Raw genomic sequence first — 16,801 nt, 5'->3', positions numbered from 1 at the left:
ACATGTATAGACAATACTTTTCTTCATTAAGTATTGTCTATTTCTTTATCAATTATTTTCCACGATTAACCAGCCAATTCTTCCTTCATCCATCATTTTTTAATAATCAGAAAAACACTACCCCAAAATTGTAATTTTATTACGAATAATGTTATATATACTAATACTTTCATATTGTACTAAACAAAATTAGGAGGAAGTTCCTTGGCTATAAAAAGAGTCGATCATATCGGAGTTGTTGTAAGAGATCTTGAAGAATCCATAACCTTTTATCAGGATGTATTAGATTTAAAAGTGAAATCGCGGGTGCTACATACTAATGGTGTAATCCAACTAGCATTCCTTGGATACAATGATTCAGACGAAACAGAAATTGAATTAATTCAAGGTTATAGCGACACGCTGCCATCCGAAGCAACGATCCACCATTTTGCAATTACTGTGGATGATATCGAAGAGGAATATGCCCGGATTAAAAGTTTAGAAAACACCGAGCTGATTGATGAAGAAATCGTCACCCTTCCAAATGGTTATCGCTATTTCTACGTATACGGACCAGAAAAAGAGTGGATTGAATTTTTCCAAAGATAAATTTGATTAATAAAAAAGCAGAGTTGATAAAACTTCTGCTTTCTTTACCTTACCTTACCTAAACAAACTGGTTCTCTCACGCCCCATTTTCGTGCCTTAATTTCTGAACAAGCATTAAAGTTAGTAAAATAAGATTACGGCCATACACTTCCTTTAAGCTAGGTTAAGACATGAAGCGGCTCTTGGTTTATTAAGGGCTCTTATTCTCATGAACGATTCCTCTTTGTAACTAACAAAAAATCATACATCCTACTTCTCAAATTGTCTTATTAACCGATTTAATATTATATACTCTGACTGCTTAAAGCTTTCCTTTTCAAAATAAAAAGTTGATTCAAGGAACCTTCCCCCTGAATCAACCTTGCTTTTCTCCCCGCTTCACCAGCTTGACTTTTTGACACCTGGCAGTTGCCCTTTATGAGCAAGTTCCCTAAAAACGATACGTGACATGTTGAATTTACGCATATATCCACGCGGCCTTCCTGTTACTCCACAACGATTGTGAACCCTTGTCGGCGAAGAATCACGCGGGAGTTTGGCCAATGCAGCATGATCCCCCTTCTCCTTCAATTGTGTTCTAAGTTCTGCATACTTTTCGACCATTGCCAACTGTTTTTGTGCTTTTACCACCTTGGATTTTTTGGCCATTTTAATCTCTCCTTTTTTAAACATAATGATTTTATTAATTCTATAAACTGTTCACGATTCGTTCCGCTGCCTGTCTTGCTCCAGATATATTCCTGGATATCGGCCCCATTTCAAGTTCAGCCAATGCACCCGTAACATATAAACCAGGTCCCCACTGCAACGACTGTGATACAATCGGATAACCACATTCAGCAAGGCGTAAATCATGCGACTGGATGACTGGCGTTAGCCAATCCTTCCCTGGCATTGAAGACTTAAAGCCGGTTGCTAAAAGGATCGTCCCTTTTTGTTGGATAACCTTTTCGTTTTTATCCCTGAGGCTAATATGCCCGTCCTTCCACACAGCGCTTATCACTTCAACATCCATGACACGCAATAATCCCTGTTTAACCTGATTCATCAGCACTTTATGTAAGCCAGGTGGAATGGATCCCTTATTACGGGCCTGGATAATGGCCTCGCGTCTTTTTTGATAACTTGTTATAGTACGGAAAGGACGCTGTTTTTTCGGACCCAACCAACCAGGATCACTGTCGAAATCATGAATTCTAAACGGATGCCGCTTTAGTACTGTTACTTCATTGGAATAGATCTTACTCAGCTTTAAAGCCAGATGGACAGAAGATATGCCTCCTCCAATGATCGTGATGGGTCCATGTAATTGTGTCAGCTCCGGAATATTTTCATCGAATATGTGAAAAATGGAACGCTCATCCTCTTGTTTTAATTGCTGTGCCCAATCCGGCCAATAAGGCTGTTCACCAATACCAATTGAAATCACGAGGTTTTTCCCTGCAAGCCGTCGCTTGTTTTGCAATTGTATTTCCCAACCCTGTCCCGTTTTGCAGACAGAGGTGACGTTTCCTTGCACCCATGCCTGCTTAATAGATAAATCATCTGTAACGTGAGCACAATGTTCATTGAAGGATTGTAGGGATGGCCGCTTATATTGGCCATAAAAGTTATTGTTCCAGTTTGCTTTTTCCACATATTTCTGCAGGCTGAATGGATTCACATCCAAATGGTGTACGGATGGCGAACGCAAATATGGCATTGAAATCACTTCCGTACAATGCTTCCATCTCGCCAATGGTTCTTCATTTCTATCTACAATCGCCAGCTGGTCCACTGTCGTTTTTCCTGACTTTAGTAAAAATGTGGCCATCGTCGTCCCTTGAATGCCTCCGCCAATAATGATCCATTCCAACATGAACTTCCCTCCTTTTACAACCATTCTCTTCAATAAAACATAATCATTACGATTTAAATCTCGAAATTACTTCGTTTCTCGGTGAAGCGTGTATTTCTTTAAACGCGGGCAGTACTTCTTCAATTCGATTCGATCCGGATTATTCCGCTTGTTTTTCGTTGTGATATAATTTCGGTCCCCTGATTCTGTGCATGCTAAAGTAATGTTTACTCTCATGTTTGTTCCTCCTAAATTTTTTAATGAACTATTTCCGTAAATGCAGGTAATGGATCTTCATACTGAGACCAATCCTGCTGCAACTCTATTTCCGTCAATAAGCATTGATCTAATTCATTTTCGATTTCCTGTTGATTCATTTGAATGCCAATCATCACTAGTTCCGTCATCCGGTCTCCGTAAAGATCATCCCAGCGCTCCAATAATTCAGGTTCATCCTGCAGTATCTGCTGTTGTTCATCTTTAGGATAAGCAGCAATCCATTTACCTGCTCCCTCGATCATTAATGACGGTCCAGCCTGTGATAGCAGGCCCGCTGTATCATTTCTTGATGCCAACCAAAGGAAGCCTTTTGCCCGTACCACTTCCACCGGCCAACTTTCTAACCACGTCATCAGCCGCGATGGATGAAATGGTTTTTTCCTTCTGTAAACGAAGGAGGCAATCCCATATTCTTCGGTTTCTGGAATATGCTCTTCATTTAATTCCTTTATCCAACCCGCCCCTTGGCTTGCCTTTTCAAAATCAAACAGATGGGTGTTCATGACTTCTTTTAACGGCACTTGGGAATGATCCGTTTCTATAATCCGCGCATCCGGGTTTATTTTTTGAAGGACCTCATTTAACTCCCCTATATCTTCTTGCTTCATTAAATCCATTTTATTTAGAAGTATTACATTGGCGAACTCAATTTGATCAATCAATAGATCAACCACTTCCCTCTGATCGGCCTCATCATTTGCCTGCATTCGATCAATAAGGGTTTCCCCTGAAGCGTAATCCTGCCAAAAGTTCTTCGCATCAACAACGGTGACCATCGTATCGAGCCGACAAAATTTTGATAAATCAATTCCCACGTTTTCATCAACATACGTGAAGGTTTGGGCGACCGGAACGGGTTCACTGATACCGGTCGATTCAATCACGATATAGTCGATATTACCTTGTGTGGACAGCTTTTCCACTTCAATCATTAAATCCTCACGAAGTGTACAGCATATGCAACCGTTCTGCATTTCCACCAACTTTTCATCTGTCCGGGTAAACCCTCCCTGTTTGACAAGGGACGCATCAATATTGACCTCACTCATATCATTGACAATGACAGCAACCTTCAGATTCTCCCGATTTTCAAGGATATGATTCAGCAGCGTCGTTTTTCCCGCACCAAGGTACCCACTCAAAACCGTAACGGGGATTTTCTTATTTCTCATTCACAAACACCCCTTAAAAATTTTTGCTTTAAACCTATCCATAAATCAAAATCATTACGATTTATTTGATAGAATTATTCCTCTTTTTAAAACCACCCCTTTATAATAAAACGTAATCATTACTATTTGCAAGTTATTTTCAAAATTACCTCTCGAATACTTTTCCTGAACGAGTTATCGCCATTACTCCATACGGCAGCATGGGCACTCACGTAAAATTTCATCTGTACCAGAAACCCAAAATACGCTCCATCGTTTTCTCCGGCATTCCTCATTAAAATAAAAAACAAAAATAAATAGAAGCCCAATCACACATAACAACATGTGTAATGAACCTCCAGTGCGGCTTTATCATTTATTGTACTTCCTTATAACAGCTGAGCATCAACATCTTTTCATTATCCAATTCATTTTTCCTTTTTCAAGAAGAACCTTTTCCGTATTACTTTGTTGCAAATCGAGCAACAAACTTTTTGGTTCATATGCTTATTCCGCCATTTCCCACTTTGAAGATTTTACTATCTTTTGTTCAAAAGTTTCAATCTCTCTCTGTTTAGCCAGTTTAGAAGCTTGTGACACGGACCATGTTAAATTCCCAAAGGCAATCACTGTCCCGATCGAGATAACTAACACCTTTTTACAAAGTATTTTCTTCAATAGCAACCTCCTGAAAATGTATTGGAATACTTTAAATATAAACCAACACTGTTAACCTAACATTAAGCAACTGTAAATGTCCGGAAGTTATTTTTGTACATTAGATGTAAACTTTGTTTGCACAAAAAAAAGCTGATTGCATGCGCAGCCAGCTTTTTTTCCTTATTTATAGAACACTTTGTCGACGTTGTATTTAGCATGAAGTTTATTGATCATGTACGTTTCATAGATTTCACGTTCCATAGCGTCTTCGACTAAAAGAATGTCAATTTTCTTGACTTCATTACGATGCTCTTTAATTGGAGAAACATTATCCTCGAAATGCTTCTTGACCCTTGGTCTTAATTTACGAGCTTTACCGACAAAAATCAGCTCATCATTTTCATTGTAAAACAAGATGATGCCGCCTTTATCACGGGGAATCAAATGAAAATCGATAAACCCGTAAATTTCAGGAATGACAGCTTCGTCTCCTTCTATAACTTGCTTTCTTTGTTTGATGCTTATATCCGCTGCAGGGATTTCAATTTTAATCATTACAATTCACGTCCTCTATTTGTATAAGGTGAAACTTTCAATCGGAATCAAAGTTCCGGTGATGGATAAATTTCACGACAGGCATACTTAAAGGTAAATGGTATCATAATTATGAATGAAAAGCCATGTATCCCTTTAATGGTTTAGATTCGATGTCGATTCAGCATTAAATATAAAGAAGAAGACTCGCTGGGAGCCTCCTTCTTTGTCGGAAATATCCATTACCACCTGTGAGCCTTTGCATTGCTTCTTAGTATAATGTTTGTTTGCGATTCTTGCGTATGGCCATTAACTTGAGATTTTGAACGCTTAGGTCTTGTCCAATTATGGTGAAACTTTTGAGAATGTGGATCTAATTGATCTTTATAGCTCATTCTGTGTCACCTCATCATTAGGATTTGGATATTCCGTTCAGTGATAGTAATCCCCATCACTTGTTCTAGTATTTTATTTTTCCAAGGCAATTATACATATTCTTTAAAAAGCGAATTCAGCTGACTTGCCTTTTGCAAGGACTTCCCCTTCTTCATCCACCGCATCACTTGTCATGAGGGATATGCCCTCTATGTTTCCATTACTTAGAATGAAACCAATGTTTCCATTTTTTGAACCGTTTCCTTCTATTTCACCAGTAAGTTCTTCTAGGTAGATGTCATCTTCCCATGTCAGATGTTCCCCGCTGTCCGTTTCAAGAAATGCGACTGGGGAAAACTTGATTTTTTTTTCCGAATTGTTTTTGATTTCCACGTTCACTTTTACGATATCAAAATCTTCATCATGAGTATAGCCATGAAAGAAATCAATCATGCTGTAATCCGGGGTAGCATGCATCACTTTCATTTCTTTGACTTTAACCTCGATAGGGCCGACATTTAACGTTTCATTCACTTTTTTATAGGCTTTCAAAGTTAATTCGCCTTTAGCATCGGAAACGTTCTGGCCGATTTGGTTCAATTTTATATCATCAGGAAGCTGTGGATTCGGAACATAGACTTCCTTTTTCACCAGTGGCCGAGCAATTTCCTCTGTTTTTTCTTTAGCTGTCGTTTCTTCTTTGTAAGCTGGTTGGGTATTAAGAGCACCAAATGCTGTTAATAACAGGGCACCAATCATCAGTCTGTTCATTGAATCCCTCCCTGAAGTGTTATTTCTTCTTTAATAGATCAAAGATGATTTTGGCATGATCCGTGTTATCGACCTGCCCTGTAAAACGTTCTTTATATGGCCCGTAAGCATAAACCGGTACATCTTCACCCGTATGTCCCCCTGTAGTCCAAGCAGTATTGGTCCGGTTATCGAATATGGCTTCGATTGCATTATCGATGTTCGTCACATTTTTTGATTTGGCAGCTTCTGATACCGTTTTGATTTCATCGTTAGTTAGTTTCACTTCTTTTTGATTAATATATTGCTTTAAAGTCTTTTCAACATCGGCCCCTTTGACGATGGCATCCGCCATGAAGTCAGGGGTGCGTTTGGCTGCCTTAATCGGTTCACCATACCAATTATATATTCCTTTGGCCCCGATCGAGAATCCTCCAGTAGAGTGATCGGCAGTGGCCACCACTAATGTATGTTTGTCTTTCTTCGCAAATTCTATGGCCGCTTTGTATGCTTTTTCAAAGTCTTCCATTTCACTCATTGCACCTACGATATCATTATCATGTCCGGCCCAATCGATCTGGCTTCCTTCGACCATAAGGAAGAATCCATCTTTATCTTTATTCAAGCGCTTGATCGCCGAATTGGTCATGTCTGCCAAAGAAGGCGTTTCACTTGGGCGGTCTATCATTTTCGGGAGTCCTTCAGAAGCGAATAAACCAAGGACCTGTTCATTTTTGTCCTTAAGCATTTGATTTTTATCAGTCACATAACTGTAACCGTCTTTTTTGAAGGCTTTCGCCAAATTGACATCTGGCCTGACAAAATTGGATTTCCCGCCGCCCAATAGGACGTCAATTTTATGTTTGCCCTTTATTAAGTCATTATAATAATCGTCTGCAATTGAATTCATGTTTTTCCGATTCTCATCATGGGCTCCAAATGATGCAGGTGTAGCATGAGTAATTTCAGAAGTCGCAACCAATCCTGTCGCTTTTCCTTTTTCCTTAGCTGCTTCCAATACGGTTTTGACTTCAGATTTATCATTATCCACAGCAATTGCTGCATTATAGGTCTTCACTCCGGAAGACATCGCCGTTGCTGCTGAAGCTGAATCCGTTATATTTTGTGCAGCGTCTTCAGGGTAGGTCATCTGCTGGCCAACCAAGTATTTATCAAACTCCGTCCGTTCTGCCACCTTCGTACCAGGGTTATCTTTTAAATACCGGTAAGCGGAGGTATAGGAAACACCCATGCCGTCACCTATCATGAAAATGACGTTCCTGATTTCCGGTTCTTTTTTTTGCTTATCCTTTGCCGAAACACGATCCGCAGCGGACCATGATAAACTTCCAAATGCTAATGCAGAAGCGAGGGTGATGGGCAAAACCTTTTTACTCCAATTATGAATCAAATGAATGACCTCCCTATAATTTATATTTAATTAAACTATAGGTGAAAAAGATGAACACAATGTCAAGGCTATGTAAAAATGCAGTAGGATTATTGTTAAGACAAGGTAAAAGGCAGGCATGTTACGGGATTGTATGCACTTTTACGAGCATAGCTTTCATCACTAGGGGACCATTTAACTGGCTGAGAGGATGAGAAAATATTCTGAATCGTTAACCTGATCTGGTTAACACCGGAGTAGGGAAGTGCCCTTGAACTGAAGTCCTTCTCTTTCACCTTCCAATCGAGTTTTTTTAGGTTCCAGCAAACCGATGCCAGTTCCGCTCTATCTGGGGAAGTCTTCAGATCATAAAAAGGTGACGGCCTTAAAAGAGGTAACAGATGAGGTATTTGGGGGATGGGTTATGAATTAACCGCGGTGAAGGACAATCATGCCTAAAGGAAAAGCGCTCCAATTCAAAGAGCGCTTTTCACTATTATTTCTCTATAGCTAAGCATTCCAAAGCACGGGCAGCATTCACTCTCGCTACCTCGATTGAATCGGCAGATGACAGGGCTACAGCGACCCTTCTCCCTACCTTTGTAACCGGTTTTCCGAAAAGACGAACTTGTGTATTCGGTAAAGCCAAGGCTTGTTCAACACCGACTATAGAATATTCCGATAACTCATCTTGCGCTTTTAATGGGCGGCTGGCACCAGGGTTGATCAGCGTGATTTCCGGGATGGGAAATCCTAGGATTGCTCGAACATGCAGGGCAAACTCCGACAAATTCTGAGTCACTAGTGTCACTAGCCCCGTATCATGCGGACGTGGAGAAACTTCACTGAAATAGACTTTATCCCCAGAGAGGAAAAGCTCAACACCGAATAATCCGTACCCTCCAAGTTCATCTGTAATGGCATGGGCAATTCTTTTCGCTTCCACTATTTGTCCTTCTGTCATATTATGCGGCTGCCAGGATTCAATATAATCCCCGCCCTGCTGAATGTGGCCGATGGGAGCACAAAACATGGTACCGTTTACCGCTCGGACAGTAAGCAGTGTGATTTCCGAATCAAAACGGATAAATTCTTCAATGATTACCCGTCCATTTTGAACCCGGCCGCCTTCCATCGCGATTTTCCAGCACTCTTCCAGGTCACCTTCCGTTCGGCACACGCTTTGACCTTTCCCTGAAGAACTCATCAGCGGTTTTACGACATTCGGAAATCCAACTTCTTTAGCAGCTTGGACAAATTCTTCATAAGTATCAGCGAATTTGTAGGCTGCAGTCGGAATCTCCAGGGTTTCGGAAGCCAACCTCCTGATTCCCTCACGATCCATAGTCAATTTAGCTGCTCTTGACGTCGGAATGACATGAAAGCCTTCCTCTTCCAATTTGACTAATTCAGAAGTAGCAATGGCTTCGATTTCCGGTACAATCAAATCGGGTTGTTCTTTTTCTACAATTCCCCTTAGTTGTTCCGCATCCAGCATATCGATTACATAACTGCGATGGGCGACTTGCATGGCAGGGGCTAGTTCATAGCGGTCTACAGCAACGGTCTCCACGCCAAGGCGCTGTGCTTCAAGTATGACTTCTTTCCCCAATTCACCCGAGCCCAATAATAAAATCTTTTTGGATTTATACATTCTGTCTCTCCTCCTCAATACCTTAAAATCATTATATACGAACTATAAACGAATAAAAACAAATATTTATTCGTATTTTCATTAAAAATTGCACAAAAAACATGAAAAGACTACAGTTCATTTAAGTTTTTAAATAATAACTTGAAAACTAGGAATAATAAGTTTTATGTAGTTTTCCGGAAAGATATATGCACCGGAGTCTCCTATTCAACATGAATGGAGGGTCTTTTCATTTTTATCAATGAGGGAGGAAATACCCTATGCAAAAAGATTCAATAAGGCCCTTCCCTCTGCTGATTGAGGGACGCAGATGAACATGTCGAAATTTGCACTACGATTCATTTTGAAAATGTAAGCGCTTTCTATTATAATGGGATTAGGTTGGATGGCATGCGTGGCCGTCAATGTATCTGGCGTAGGTGGGGCCAATACTAGCGCTAAGGAAGTCAAACTTCTTTATCGTAAAACTAGTAGGATTCTTTTTGGTAGGGGCTGCAATATTACTAGGACGAATGCTGGAGAACGTCCGTTACTTTTTAGGCTAAAAGCGAGTTAATCATGCAATCGATAAGTAAAGCATAACTTTACTTATTTTTTGCAGCAGCCCTCATCGTCTCAAGTCTAATAGTTTATACGACTAAAAAGCTCTTCCCCATGGAAACGGAGTCGAGCTTTTTCATTTGGTCAAAATTCACATATATAACCCTGCTAAGAAAATCCCTAGCGACTTCTGATAAATCTCATCGAACTGTGATATAGGAAGGGGATTGGTTCCTTTGCCCAGCTCCACGGTAAACCCCGGCCTGCGCCAATCCTGAATGAACCAATCCTTATACCCTGCGTAACTATTGGCGGAGTTGACTGGCTCATATCCACTGACCCTCGCAAACTCATTGACTATCGTTTCCGACTCGGGCGGTTCCAAACCTTCAAACCCCCAATAAATGACCTCTCCTTGGGTATGGAAAGCAAGAACTCTGTTAAAATCACGCTTTCTTGTCAACTCTGCCATTGCAATAGCTTCAGGCTGTGTAAGCGGCCCTTCCCCTGAATAATTTGCCGGACCTGGCTTCGTTACATTATTGCGAGCTTGTTCCAGTTCCCATTTGGCAGGAAATTGATCATTCAGATCCACCCCATTTATATTGGCTTTCCAGCCAGAGAAGTCTTCGCTTCCATTATTCCATTCCACGAGCCGTCCTCTCAATGTCTCATCGCCAGGCGCGCCTTTTAAAACCAACTCCACTCCATCCGGATTCACCATTGGGACGATCGACAGCATCGTCTGTTGATAAAAAGGAAACAGAGATAGACCGCGGATATCCGTCTGATTCGTGATTGACAGTAAATAATCATTTAAAAAGGTCATGATTACAGGCGTCGTAATCCACTCATTCGCATGAAAGGAACCATTATAGTGGACTCGTTTGTCACCATTCCCAATCATTACTTCGGGAATATTCTTTCCAAGCACCGAGTCCCCAATGGGGGAGGTTTTAATAAATGGGTAGATACTTTTCAAACGTCTTACATCGGTCACCATCATCCCATAATCATAATTCTGGTTTCCTTGAATTAGCCTCCACGTAATCCTTAATGGCACAGAAATCGTCTGGCCGACATTCAGGGCATTCGGGTTGAGATTAGGATTAACGAGAAATATGGCATCCAATGAAAGATTATGTGATTTGGCAATTGCCCATATTGAGTCCCCTCGCTTAATCTTATAGCCGGTCGTCGTAAAGCCAGGAATTTTGATTTGCTGTCCTATCATAAGAGCAAGCGGATCAATCCCACTATTGGAATCAATGATAAGTTGGTAATTCACCTTGAATAATTGGCTATAGTACCACAAGGAATCATTCTGCCGAACAAAAACGTCCATACTGCACCTCCTCTTAACCAAATGTATGCTGATTCGGTTTAATTATTGCCAAAGCACCTGGACCTTTCTTCTTTTATAGGGACTACAAGATTGTTGTAGGTCACTCCTCTCCTCAAAATGGCATCATCCAGAATGCCTGATCCATGAACTCCAACAATGCCTTTTGATTATTTACGCAGGTATTCTCCAAGCTTACAGAAAGCTTACTATTTAGTTCATAATCATTCACCTTCCTGATAAACAGGACATCCCGGAATAAAACAAAGCAGGCATCCATTCATGAATGGATGCCTGTTTGCATTTAATAGATTGGATTTTCCATATTTTACGCTTCTTGTGGTACGACCAAACCTAAACCTTCAGCTACGCGCGTTCCGTATTCTGGATCGGCTTTGTAAAAATGGCCGATTTGGCGAAGTTTGATTTCTTCCAATTCCACTGGTTTCATTGCGCCCACAATCGTTTCAACAAGGCGGGTTTTCTCTTCCGCACTCAATAGACGGTATAAATCACCTGCTTGAGTGTAGTGATCATCACTATTATGACCTACTTGTGCAGCTTTCCCAGTCACCTCGAAAGGAGTGACTTTATTTTCCGTTGATTCTGCAGGGCCGCTAAAACTATTTGGCTCATAATAAACGGATCCCTTGCCATTGTCATCTGCACGCATGAAGCCATCACGTTGATAGTTGTTCGCTTCCACTTTCGGACGGTTAACCGGAAGTTGGTTGTGATTCGAGCCCACACGGTAACGGTGTGCATCTCCATATGCGAATAAACGTCCTTGAAGCATCTTGTCTGGGGAAGCTTCAATTCCCGGTACGAATGTTCCCGGTGAGAACGTGGCTTGCTCCACTTCAGCAAAGTAATTTTCAGGATTTCTGTTCAATTCCATACGGCCAAGCTCGATTAGCGGATAATCTTTTTGAGACCATACCTTCGTTACATCAAATGGATCGAAACGGTATGTATCCGCATCTTCCAGAGGCATGATCTGAACATATAATTTCCATGCAGGGAAGTCCCCTTTTTCAATGGCGTTGAAAAGATCTTCCGTATGGTAATCAGGGTTTTCACCTGCTAGTTTTGCAGCTAGATTCACATCAAGGTTTTTGATGCCTTGTTCTGTTTTGAAGTGGTATTTCACCCAAACGCCTTTTCCTTCATCATTCACCCATTTAAATGTGTGGCTTCCGAAACCATGTGTATGACGAAGTGTGGCAGGTATGCCTCGGTCGGACATCAGGATCGTTACTTGGTGCAAAGATTCTGGTGAATGTGACCAGAAGTCCCAGACTGCCGTCGGATTTTTCAAATGTGTTCTAGGATCTCTTTTTTGTGTATGAATGAAGTCGGGGAATTTAATCGCATCCCGAATAAAGAATACAGGCGTATTATTACCGACGATATCGTAGTTTCCTTCTTCCGTGTAGAATTTAACAGCAAATCCACGAGGGTCACGGACTGTATCAGCAGAACCCAATTCACCGGCTACTGTAGAGAAACGGATAAAAAGATCTGTCTTCTTGCCAACACCATTGAAAAGTTTAGCTTTCGTATACTGAGAAAGGTCGTTCGTTACTTCGAAAGTGCCGAATGCACCGGCACCTTTAGCGTGAACTACACGCTCAGGCACACGTTCACGGTTAAAGTGGGCAAGTTTTTCCAACAAGTGTACATCTTGAATGAGTACAGGACCACGTTCGCCGGCAGTGATTGAGTTTTGATTATCTCCAACTGGTGCTCCCCAGCTTGTAGTAAGGTTTTTCTTGTTTGTCATAATTGAACCACCTTTTCATTATTATTTATGTATATAATGATAAAGCTTCTCAGAAAAAAATCAATACTTATTTATAATAATTTTAATATAATAATTAATCCATTTTTTCATTAATGATAAAACTTTTTCCGGATAACCAGTATATGGAATGTGAACAAAGCATATACATCGACGGTATAACATGTCCCCATAACGGGATTCCTAATAATGGTATACGACCTTCATATCCAATATTCCTTCAAGACAAGTGATTTTATCATTTCTCCTACTATTGGGATAGTAATCGAGAATTGGAACCGATATCTCATTTATGCTTTCATGAAACGATGGGCACTGCACCTATTTCATTCTATTCATTTTATTACAAACCCGATGGTTCTCCCTGTGAGTTTGTTCACTTCATTAGCCTTTATTTACATAAAGATAAGAAGGATGCATGGAACTTAATTTTTCAGTTGATTTAAACAGCCTTGATCCATTCCCAAGTATTCACTGAAACAAGGTATCCATTGATGCCATCACCCTTATTATACTGGAGAAATTGTAAACATACCGGTTTGTGTTCGTATAGAAAATAAGATACTATTACGTTAAAATGACCGTCCAAAAAAAGTAAGGGTGATATAAATATATGAATGAGCGGAAACAGCAGGTAGTAAAATATGCACACCAATTATTTATTGAAAAGGGTTATCAAGCAACATCCATTCAGGATATTTTAGATTATAGCGGCATTTCAAAAGGAACCTTTTATAACTACTTTTCTTCTAAAAGCGAATTGCTTAAGGCAGTCTTCCTATCTACGCAAGAAAAATTCGAAAAAGAGCGGAATGAATTGCTAATTGGGCAAAACCTTTCAGATATTGAAATATTCATCAAACAATCTGAATTACAAATGCACTCCAATAAAAGTAATAAACTCTTCTCCTTATATGAAGAAGTAATGATTTCAAATGATACTGAACTTAAGAACTTCATTACACATGCTAAATTCCAACATATACATTGGCTATCAAAACGGTTTCTGGATATTTTCGGTGCTGAGAAAAAACCATATATTTTGGACTGTGCCATTCTTTACTCGGGGATGATGCATCAAACGATTCATTTTAATGCCTTGGCTAAAGAGCCCGAATTCAACCCTACTGAAATTATCCGTTATTGCGTGGACAGGATTAGAACCATCTTCGAAGACGTTAGCAAGTCAAACGCACAGCTTTTAGAACCCGATCTTATCAAGCAATGGCTGCCTGAGTGCTTCCATACACAGCAGGATTTTCATACGGCACTCCTGCACTCTGCAAATGACCTAAAAAAGATGATCTTAAAACTATGTCAAGATGATGAAGCAGAACGGGTAAAAAACTTAAAATTAATTCACTTTATCCAAGAGGAATTTTTACAAAGCAGTGATCCGCGAACCTTTCTCATCGAAAGTGCCCTGCTTTCTTTAAACACCAATCCAAAGCTGAAAAACACATTGGAATTAAGTGAATTCGAAAAGATCATTGCCAACAACTGAACAGAAAAAGTCCCCCAAAATGGGTATTCATCTTCTGGGGAATACATATCCGTATCCCTCTTTTTTTGTGACAATTCTGCAAACATTTAACTGGAATTCACGAAGTTTTAGTATAATGGACTTGTAGTATAGTGACTTCAGGAGGAGTTTTTCATGAACATAATAATGCGTTTTCTTATCAACGGGCTGGTATTGCTCGTTATTGACTGGCTTCTCGACTCCATCACGATTAAATCTTATGGCACAGCCCTGCTGGCGGTTTTTATATTATCAATCATGAACTTGCTGGTTAGACCCATTCTGCAACTTATCACATTGCCGATCACCATCCTGACGTTCGGATTGTTTTCTTTCATTATCAATGCTTTCACATTCCAAATCACTTCCTATGTAGTCAGTGGCTTTGTCATAAATTCTTTTTGGGGAGCTTTAATCGGATCATTGTTATTGAGCTTCATTCAAAGTTTTCTTATAAAAAAGAGTAAAAACCGTCAGTAAATGCTGACGGTTTTTCGTATCTACGCCATTTTCATAACAGCCTTCGATATTTCCCGGGCTATTTCCCTAAATTCCGCAAACCTTCACAAGCCGTATTCTCTCTTTTTTGACAATCCAGAAGGAGAAAGACCAATGAATATAGCATAATCACAACCCTTTCATAGAACACCCGGAATGGGTCTCTGCCATCTGGAAATATTTAACGAAAAGCTGTTCCTTTTTATGGGGCAGCTTTTCCTTGCACAAAAGTCTGATTCTTTAGAAAAATCACTTAATTATATTTTATTTAAATAGCAATCTATTTTAATATTATAAAAATTTCAACTTTTTTTATATAGCTAATACCTTTTATAGTAAGCGTTTTCATATTTTTACTTTACAAACTTTCTATTAAAATATATTATTTAGTAATATTATGTAAATAATCAATAAATAATATTGATTCGCCTCTACTAGTGATAAAAAGCTAGAAAGAGAAAATTACACTCCAACAAAGAAAAGGGGAAAATCATGCAAAACTCCAAAGAATCTCAACTGCATAGAGGTTTGGAAGAAAGACATATCGCATTAATGTCTCTTGGCGCAGCAATTGGAGTCGGCTTATTTCTCGGCTCGGCATCTGCGATTAAATTAGCCGGTCCAGCTATTATTATTTCTTATGCTATCGGCGGGCTTATGATCTATCTTATCATGCGGGCACTTGGGGAAATGGCGATAAAAAATCCAGTCGCAGGCTCTTTCAGTCGTTATGCAAGTGAATTTGTCGGTCCTCTTGCCGGATATATAACCGGCTGGAATTACTGGTTCGTTTGGATTGCCACCTGTATGGCTGAAATTACGGCAGTCGGAATCTATATGCAATTTTGGTTCCCTGGGACTCCACAATGGGCTTGGGCGTTAGCAGCACTTGCCATCATGACAACGATTAACTTTCTAGCTGTAAAAGCTTACGGTGAATTGGAGTTTTGGTTCGCCTTAGTTAAAATAGTTACGATCATCCTTATGATCGTTCTTGGCTTCGGGATGATTATCTTTGGACTGGGTAACGGCGGAATCGCGGTTGGATTCGGTAACCTAGTTGAACATGGTGGATTTTTCCCTAATGGAATATCCGGTGTCATCCTCTCTTTCCAAATGGTCATGTTCGCCTATTTGGGAATTGAAATGCTCGGTGTAACCGCAGGTGAAGTCAAAAATCCAGAAAAATCTTTAAAAAGAGCCATCGATACTGTCTTTTATCGAATTTTACTTTTTTACGTTTTAGCTCTTACAGTCATTCTATCGATTACTCCGTGGGATCAAATGAATGGAAAAGACAGCCCATTCGTTATGATGTTTGATAAAATCGGTATACCAGGCGCAGCAGGAATCATTCAGTTTGTCGTACTGACAGCAGCCCTTTCATCTTGTAACAGCGGGATCTTCAGTACAGGAAGAATGTTATTCAACCTAGCGCAGCAAGGTGAATCACCTAAAAGTTTCGAACGTACAACAAAGTCAGGCGTTCCTGGTGTTGCCATTATCGTTTCAGCTGCAGTTCTACTTTTCGGTGTTTACCTTAACTACATGGAAGCCGAGAAAGTTTTCAGTTACGTTACAAGTGTCGCCACTTTTGGTGCACTCTGGACATGGGGAACCATACTTGTCACACAGATCTTCTCTAGACGAAAAATGAGTCCGGGAGAAAAACAAAGCTTAGCTTACAAGATGCCACTTTTCCCATTCACTTCTTATTTCACTCTAGCCTTTTTAGTATTCGTAATGGTTATACTCGGCTTTTCAGCAGATACAAGAATTGCTCTTATCGTTGGTCCGATCTGGATCATCCTGTTGGTAGTCCTATATTATGTGACCGGTTTGAATAAACGAAAAAGATAAATGCAAGAGGGTGCCCA

At 40.1% G+C, this 16,801-nt stretch carries 16 protein-coding genes; 4 read left to right on the top strand and 12 right to left on the bottom strand.

What is annotated here, in order from left to right; genetic code table 11:
- Positions 1 to 204: 204 nt before the first annotated feature.
- Positions 205 to 591 (top strand): VOC family protein, encoded by a 387-nt coding sequence (locus tag ACQKKK_RS18365; RefSeq protein ID WP_427617984.1) that lies wholly within the window; start codon positions 205 to 207, stop codon positions 589 to 591.
- Between the two features lie 378 nt (positions 592 to 969).
- Here ACQKKK_RS18365 and rpsN read toward each other — a convergent pair whose 3' ends face one another.
- The 12 genes from rpsN to katA all read right to left on the bottom strand — a co-directional run bounded on the left by rpsN (position 970) and on the right by katA (position 12,886).
- Positions 970 to 1,239, bottom strand: coding sequence for a 30S ribosomal protein S14 (gene rpsN / locus ACQKKK_RS18360; protein WP_427617982.1), 270 nt, complete (start codon positions 1,237 to 1,239; stop codon positions 970 to 972).
- A 40-nt stretch (positions 1,240 to 1,279) separates the two neighbouring features.
- Positions 1,280 to 2,449 (bottom strand): NAD(P)-binding domain-containing protein, encoded by a 1,170-nt coding sequence (locus tag ACQKKK_RS18355; RefSeq protein ID WP_427617980.1) that lies wholly within the window; start codon positions 2,447 to 2,449, stop codon positions 1,280 to 1,282.
- A 66-nt stretch (positions 2,450 to 2,515) separates the two neighbouring features.
- A complete protein-coding gene (rpmG, locus tag ACQKKK_RS18350; protein ID WP_253512536.1) occupies positions 2,516 to 2,665 on the bottom strand; it encodes a 50S ribosomal protein L33 in 150 nt (49 codons plus the stop codon).
- Positions 2,666 to 2,685: 20 nt separating this feature from the next.
- Complete coding sequence (locus ACQKKK_RS18345) at positions 2,686 to 3,879, bottom strand: GTP-binding protein (protein WP_427617978.1); 1,194 nt, start codon at positions 3,877 to 3,879, stop codon at positions 2,686 to 2,688.
- Between the two features lie 486 nt (positions 3,880 to 4,365).
- Positions 4,366 to 4,536, bottom strand: a complete 171-nt coding sequence (locus ACQKKK_RS18340) for a hypothetical protein (protein ID WP_427617976.1) — start codon at positions 4,534 to 4,536, stop codon at positions 4,366 to 4,368.
- Positions 4,537 to 4,698: 162 nt separating this feature from the next.
- Entirely contained in the window at positions 4,699 to 5,079 is a 381-nt protein-coding gene (locus ACQKKK_RS18335; protein ID WP_170946990.1) for a nucleotide excision repair endonuclease, read from the bottom strand.
- 215 nt (positions 5,080 to 5,294) lie between these two features.
- Complete coding sequence (locus tag ACQKKK_RS18330; protein ID WP_072272311.1) at positions 5,295 to 5,447, bottom strand: YpzG family protein; 153 nt, start codon at positions 5,445 to 5,447, stop codon at positions 5,295 to 5,297.
- 103 nt (positions 5,448 to 5,550) lie between these two features.
- Positions 5,551 to 6,198 carry a DUF4352 domain-containing protein gene (locus ACQKKK_RS18325; RefSeq protein ID WP_427617974.1) on the bottom strand — a complete coding sequence of 216 codons (648 nt, stop codon included), beginning with the start codon at positions 6,196 to 6,198 and terminating at the stop codon, positions 5,551 to 5,553.
- 19 nt (positions 6,199 to 6,217) lie between these two features.
- Positions 6,218 to 7,585: an alkaline phosphatase gene (locus ACQKKK_RS18320; RefSeq protein ID WP_427618067.1), complete on the bottom strand. Its 1,368-nt coding sequence runs from the start codon at positions 7,583 to 7,585 to the stop codon at positions 6,218 to 6,220.
- Positions 7,586 to 8,063: 478 nt separating this feature from the next.
- Entirely contained in the window at positions 8,064 to 9,221 is a 1,158-nt protein-coding gene (gene purT / locus ACQKKK_RS18315; protein WP_427617972.1) for a phosphoribosylglycinamide formyltransferase 2, read from the bottom strand.
- 691 nt (positions 9,222 to 9,912) lie between these two features.
- Complete coding sequence (locus ACQKKK_RS18310) at positions 9,913 to 11,106, bottom strand: M14 family metallopeptidase (RefSeq protein ID WP_427617971.1); 1,194 nt, start codon at positions 11,104 to 11,106, stop codon at positions 9,913 to 9,915.
- Positions 11,107 to 11,431: 325 nt separating this feature from the next.
- Positions 11,432 to 12,886 carry a catalase KatA gene (gene katA / locus ACQKKK_RS18305; RefSeq protein ID WP_427617969.1) on the bottom strand — a complete coding sequence of 485 codons (1,455 nt, stop codon included), beginning with the start codon at positions 12,884 to 12,886 and terminating at the stop codon, positions 11,432 to 11,434.
- A 631-nt stretch (positions 12,887 to 13,517) separates the two neighbouring features.
- Here katA and ACQKKK_RS18300 point away from each other — a divergent pair.
- From ACQKKK_RS18300 to ACQKKK_RS18290, 3 genes are all read left to right on the top strand, one after another.
- The gene (locus ACQKKK_RS18300; RefSeq protein ID WP_427617967.1) at positions 13,518 to 14,408 is read left to right on the top strand and encodes a TetR/AcrR family transcriptional regulator; all 891 of its coding nucleotides are present in this window, start codon (positions 13,518 to 13,520) and stop codon (positions 14,406 to 14,408) included.
- 153 nt (positions 14,409 to 14,561) lie between these two features.
- Positions 14,562 to 14,906, top strand: a complete 345-nt coding sequence (locus ACQKKK_RS18295) for a phage holin family protein (RefSeq protein WP_427617965.1) — start codon at positions 14,562 to 14,564, stop codon at positions 14,904 to 14,906.
- 510 nt (positions 14,907 to 15,416) lie between these two features.
- Entirely contained in the window at positions 15,417 to 16,784 is a 1,368-nt protein-coding gene (locus tag ACQKKK_RS18290) for an amino acid permease (protein ID WP_427617963.1), read from the top strand.
- Positions 16,785 to 16,801: the final 17 nt, after the last annotated feature.

This window comes from Peribacillus sp. NPDC006672 (assembly GCF_050274955.1).
In the GTDB taxonomy this organism is placed as follows: Bacteria; Bacillota; Bacilli; order Bacillales; family DSM-1321; genus Peribacillus.
Note: the sequence above shows the minus strand (reverse complement) of the source record. Positions and strands in the feature narration are given on the sequence as shown.

What these genes read in the sequence shown, in the direction of transcription:
- rpsN (WP_427617982.1), bottom strand. Translation starts at nt 1,239, where the DNA reads ATGGCCAAAAAATCCAAGGTGGTAAAAGCACAAAAACAGTTGGCAATG.
- ACQKKK_RS18355 (WP_427617980.1), bottom strand. Translation starts at nt 2,449, where the DNA reads ATGTTGGAATGGATCATTATTGGCGGAGGCATTCAAGGGACGACGATG.
- rpmG (WP_253512536.1), bottom strand. Translation starts at nt 2,665, where the DNA reads ATGAGAGTAAACATTACTTTAGCATGCACAGAATCAGGGGACCGAAAT.
- ACQKKK_RS18345 (WP_427617978.1), bottom strand. Translation starts at nt 3,879, where the DNA reads ATGAGAAATAAGAAAATCCCCGTTACGGTTTTGAGTGGGTACCTTGGT.
- ACQKKK_RS18330 (WP_072272311.1), bottom strand. Translation starts at nt 5,447, where the DNA reads ATGAGCTATAAAGATCAATTAGATCCACATTCTCAAAAGTTTCACCAT.
- ACQKKK_RS18325 (WP_427617974.1), bottom strand. Translation starts at nt 6,198, where the DNA reads ATGAACAGACTGATGATTGGTGCCCTGTTATTAACAGCATTTGGTGCT.
- purT (WP_427617972.1), bottom strand. Translation starts at nt 9,221, where the DNA reads ATGTATAAATCCAAAAAGATTTTATTATTGGGCTCGGGTGAATTGGGG.
- ACQKKK_RS18310 (WP_427617971.1), bottom strand. Translation starts at nt 11,106, where the DNA reads ATGGACGTTTTTGTTCGGCAGAATGATTCCTTGTGGTACTATAGCCAA.
- katA (WP_427617969.1), bottom strand. Translation starts at nt 12,886, where the DNA reads ATGACAAACAAGAAAAACCTTACTACAAGCTGGGGAGCACCAGTTGGA.
- ACQKKK_RS18300 (WP_427617967.1), top strand. Translation starts at nt 13,518, where the DNA reads ATGAATGAGCGGAAACAGCAGGTAGTAAAATATGCACACCAATTATTT.
- ACQKKK_RS18295 (WP_427617965.1), top strand. Translation starts at nt 14,562, where the DNA reads ATGAACATAATAATGCGTTTTCTTATCAACGGGCTGGTATTGCTCGTT.
- ACQKKK_RS18290 (WP_427617963.1), top strand. Translation starts at nt 15,417, where the DNA reads ATGCAAAACTCCAAAGAATCTCAACTGCATAGAGGTTTGGAAGAAAGA.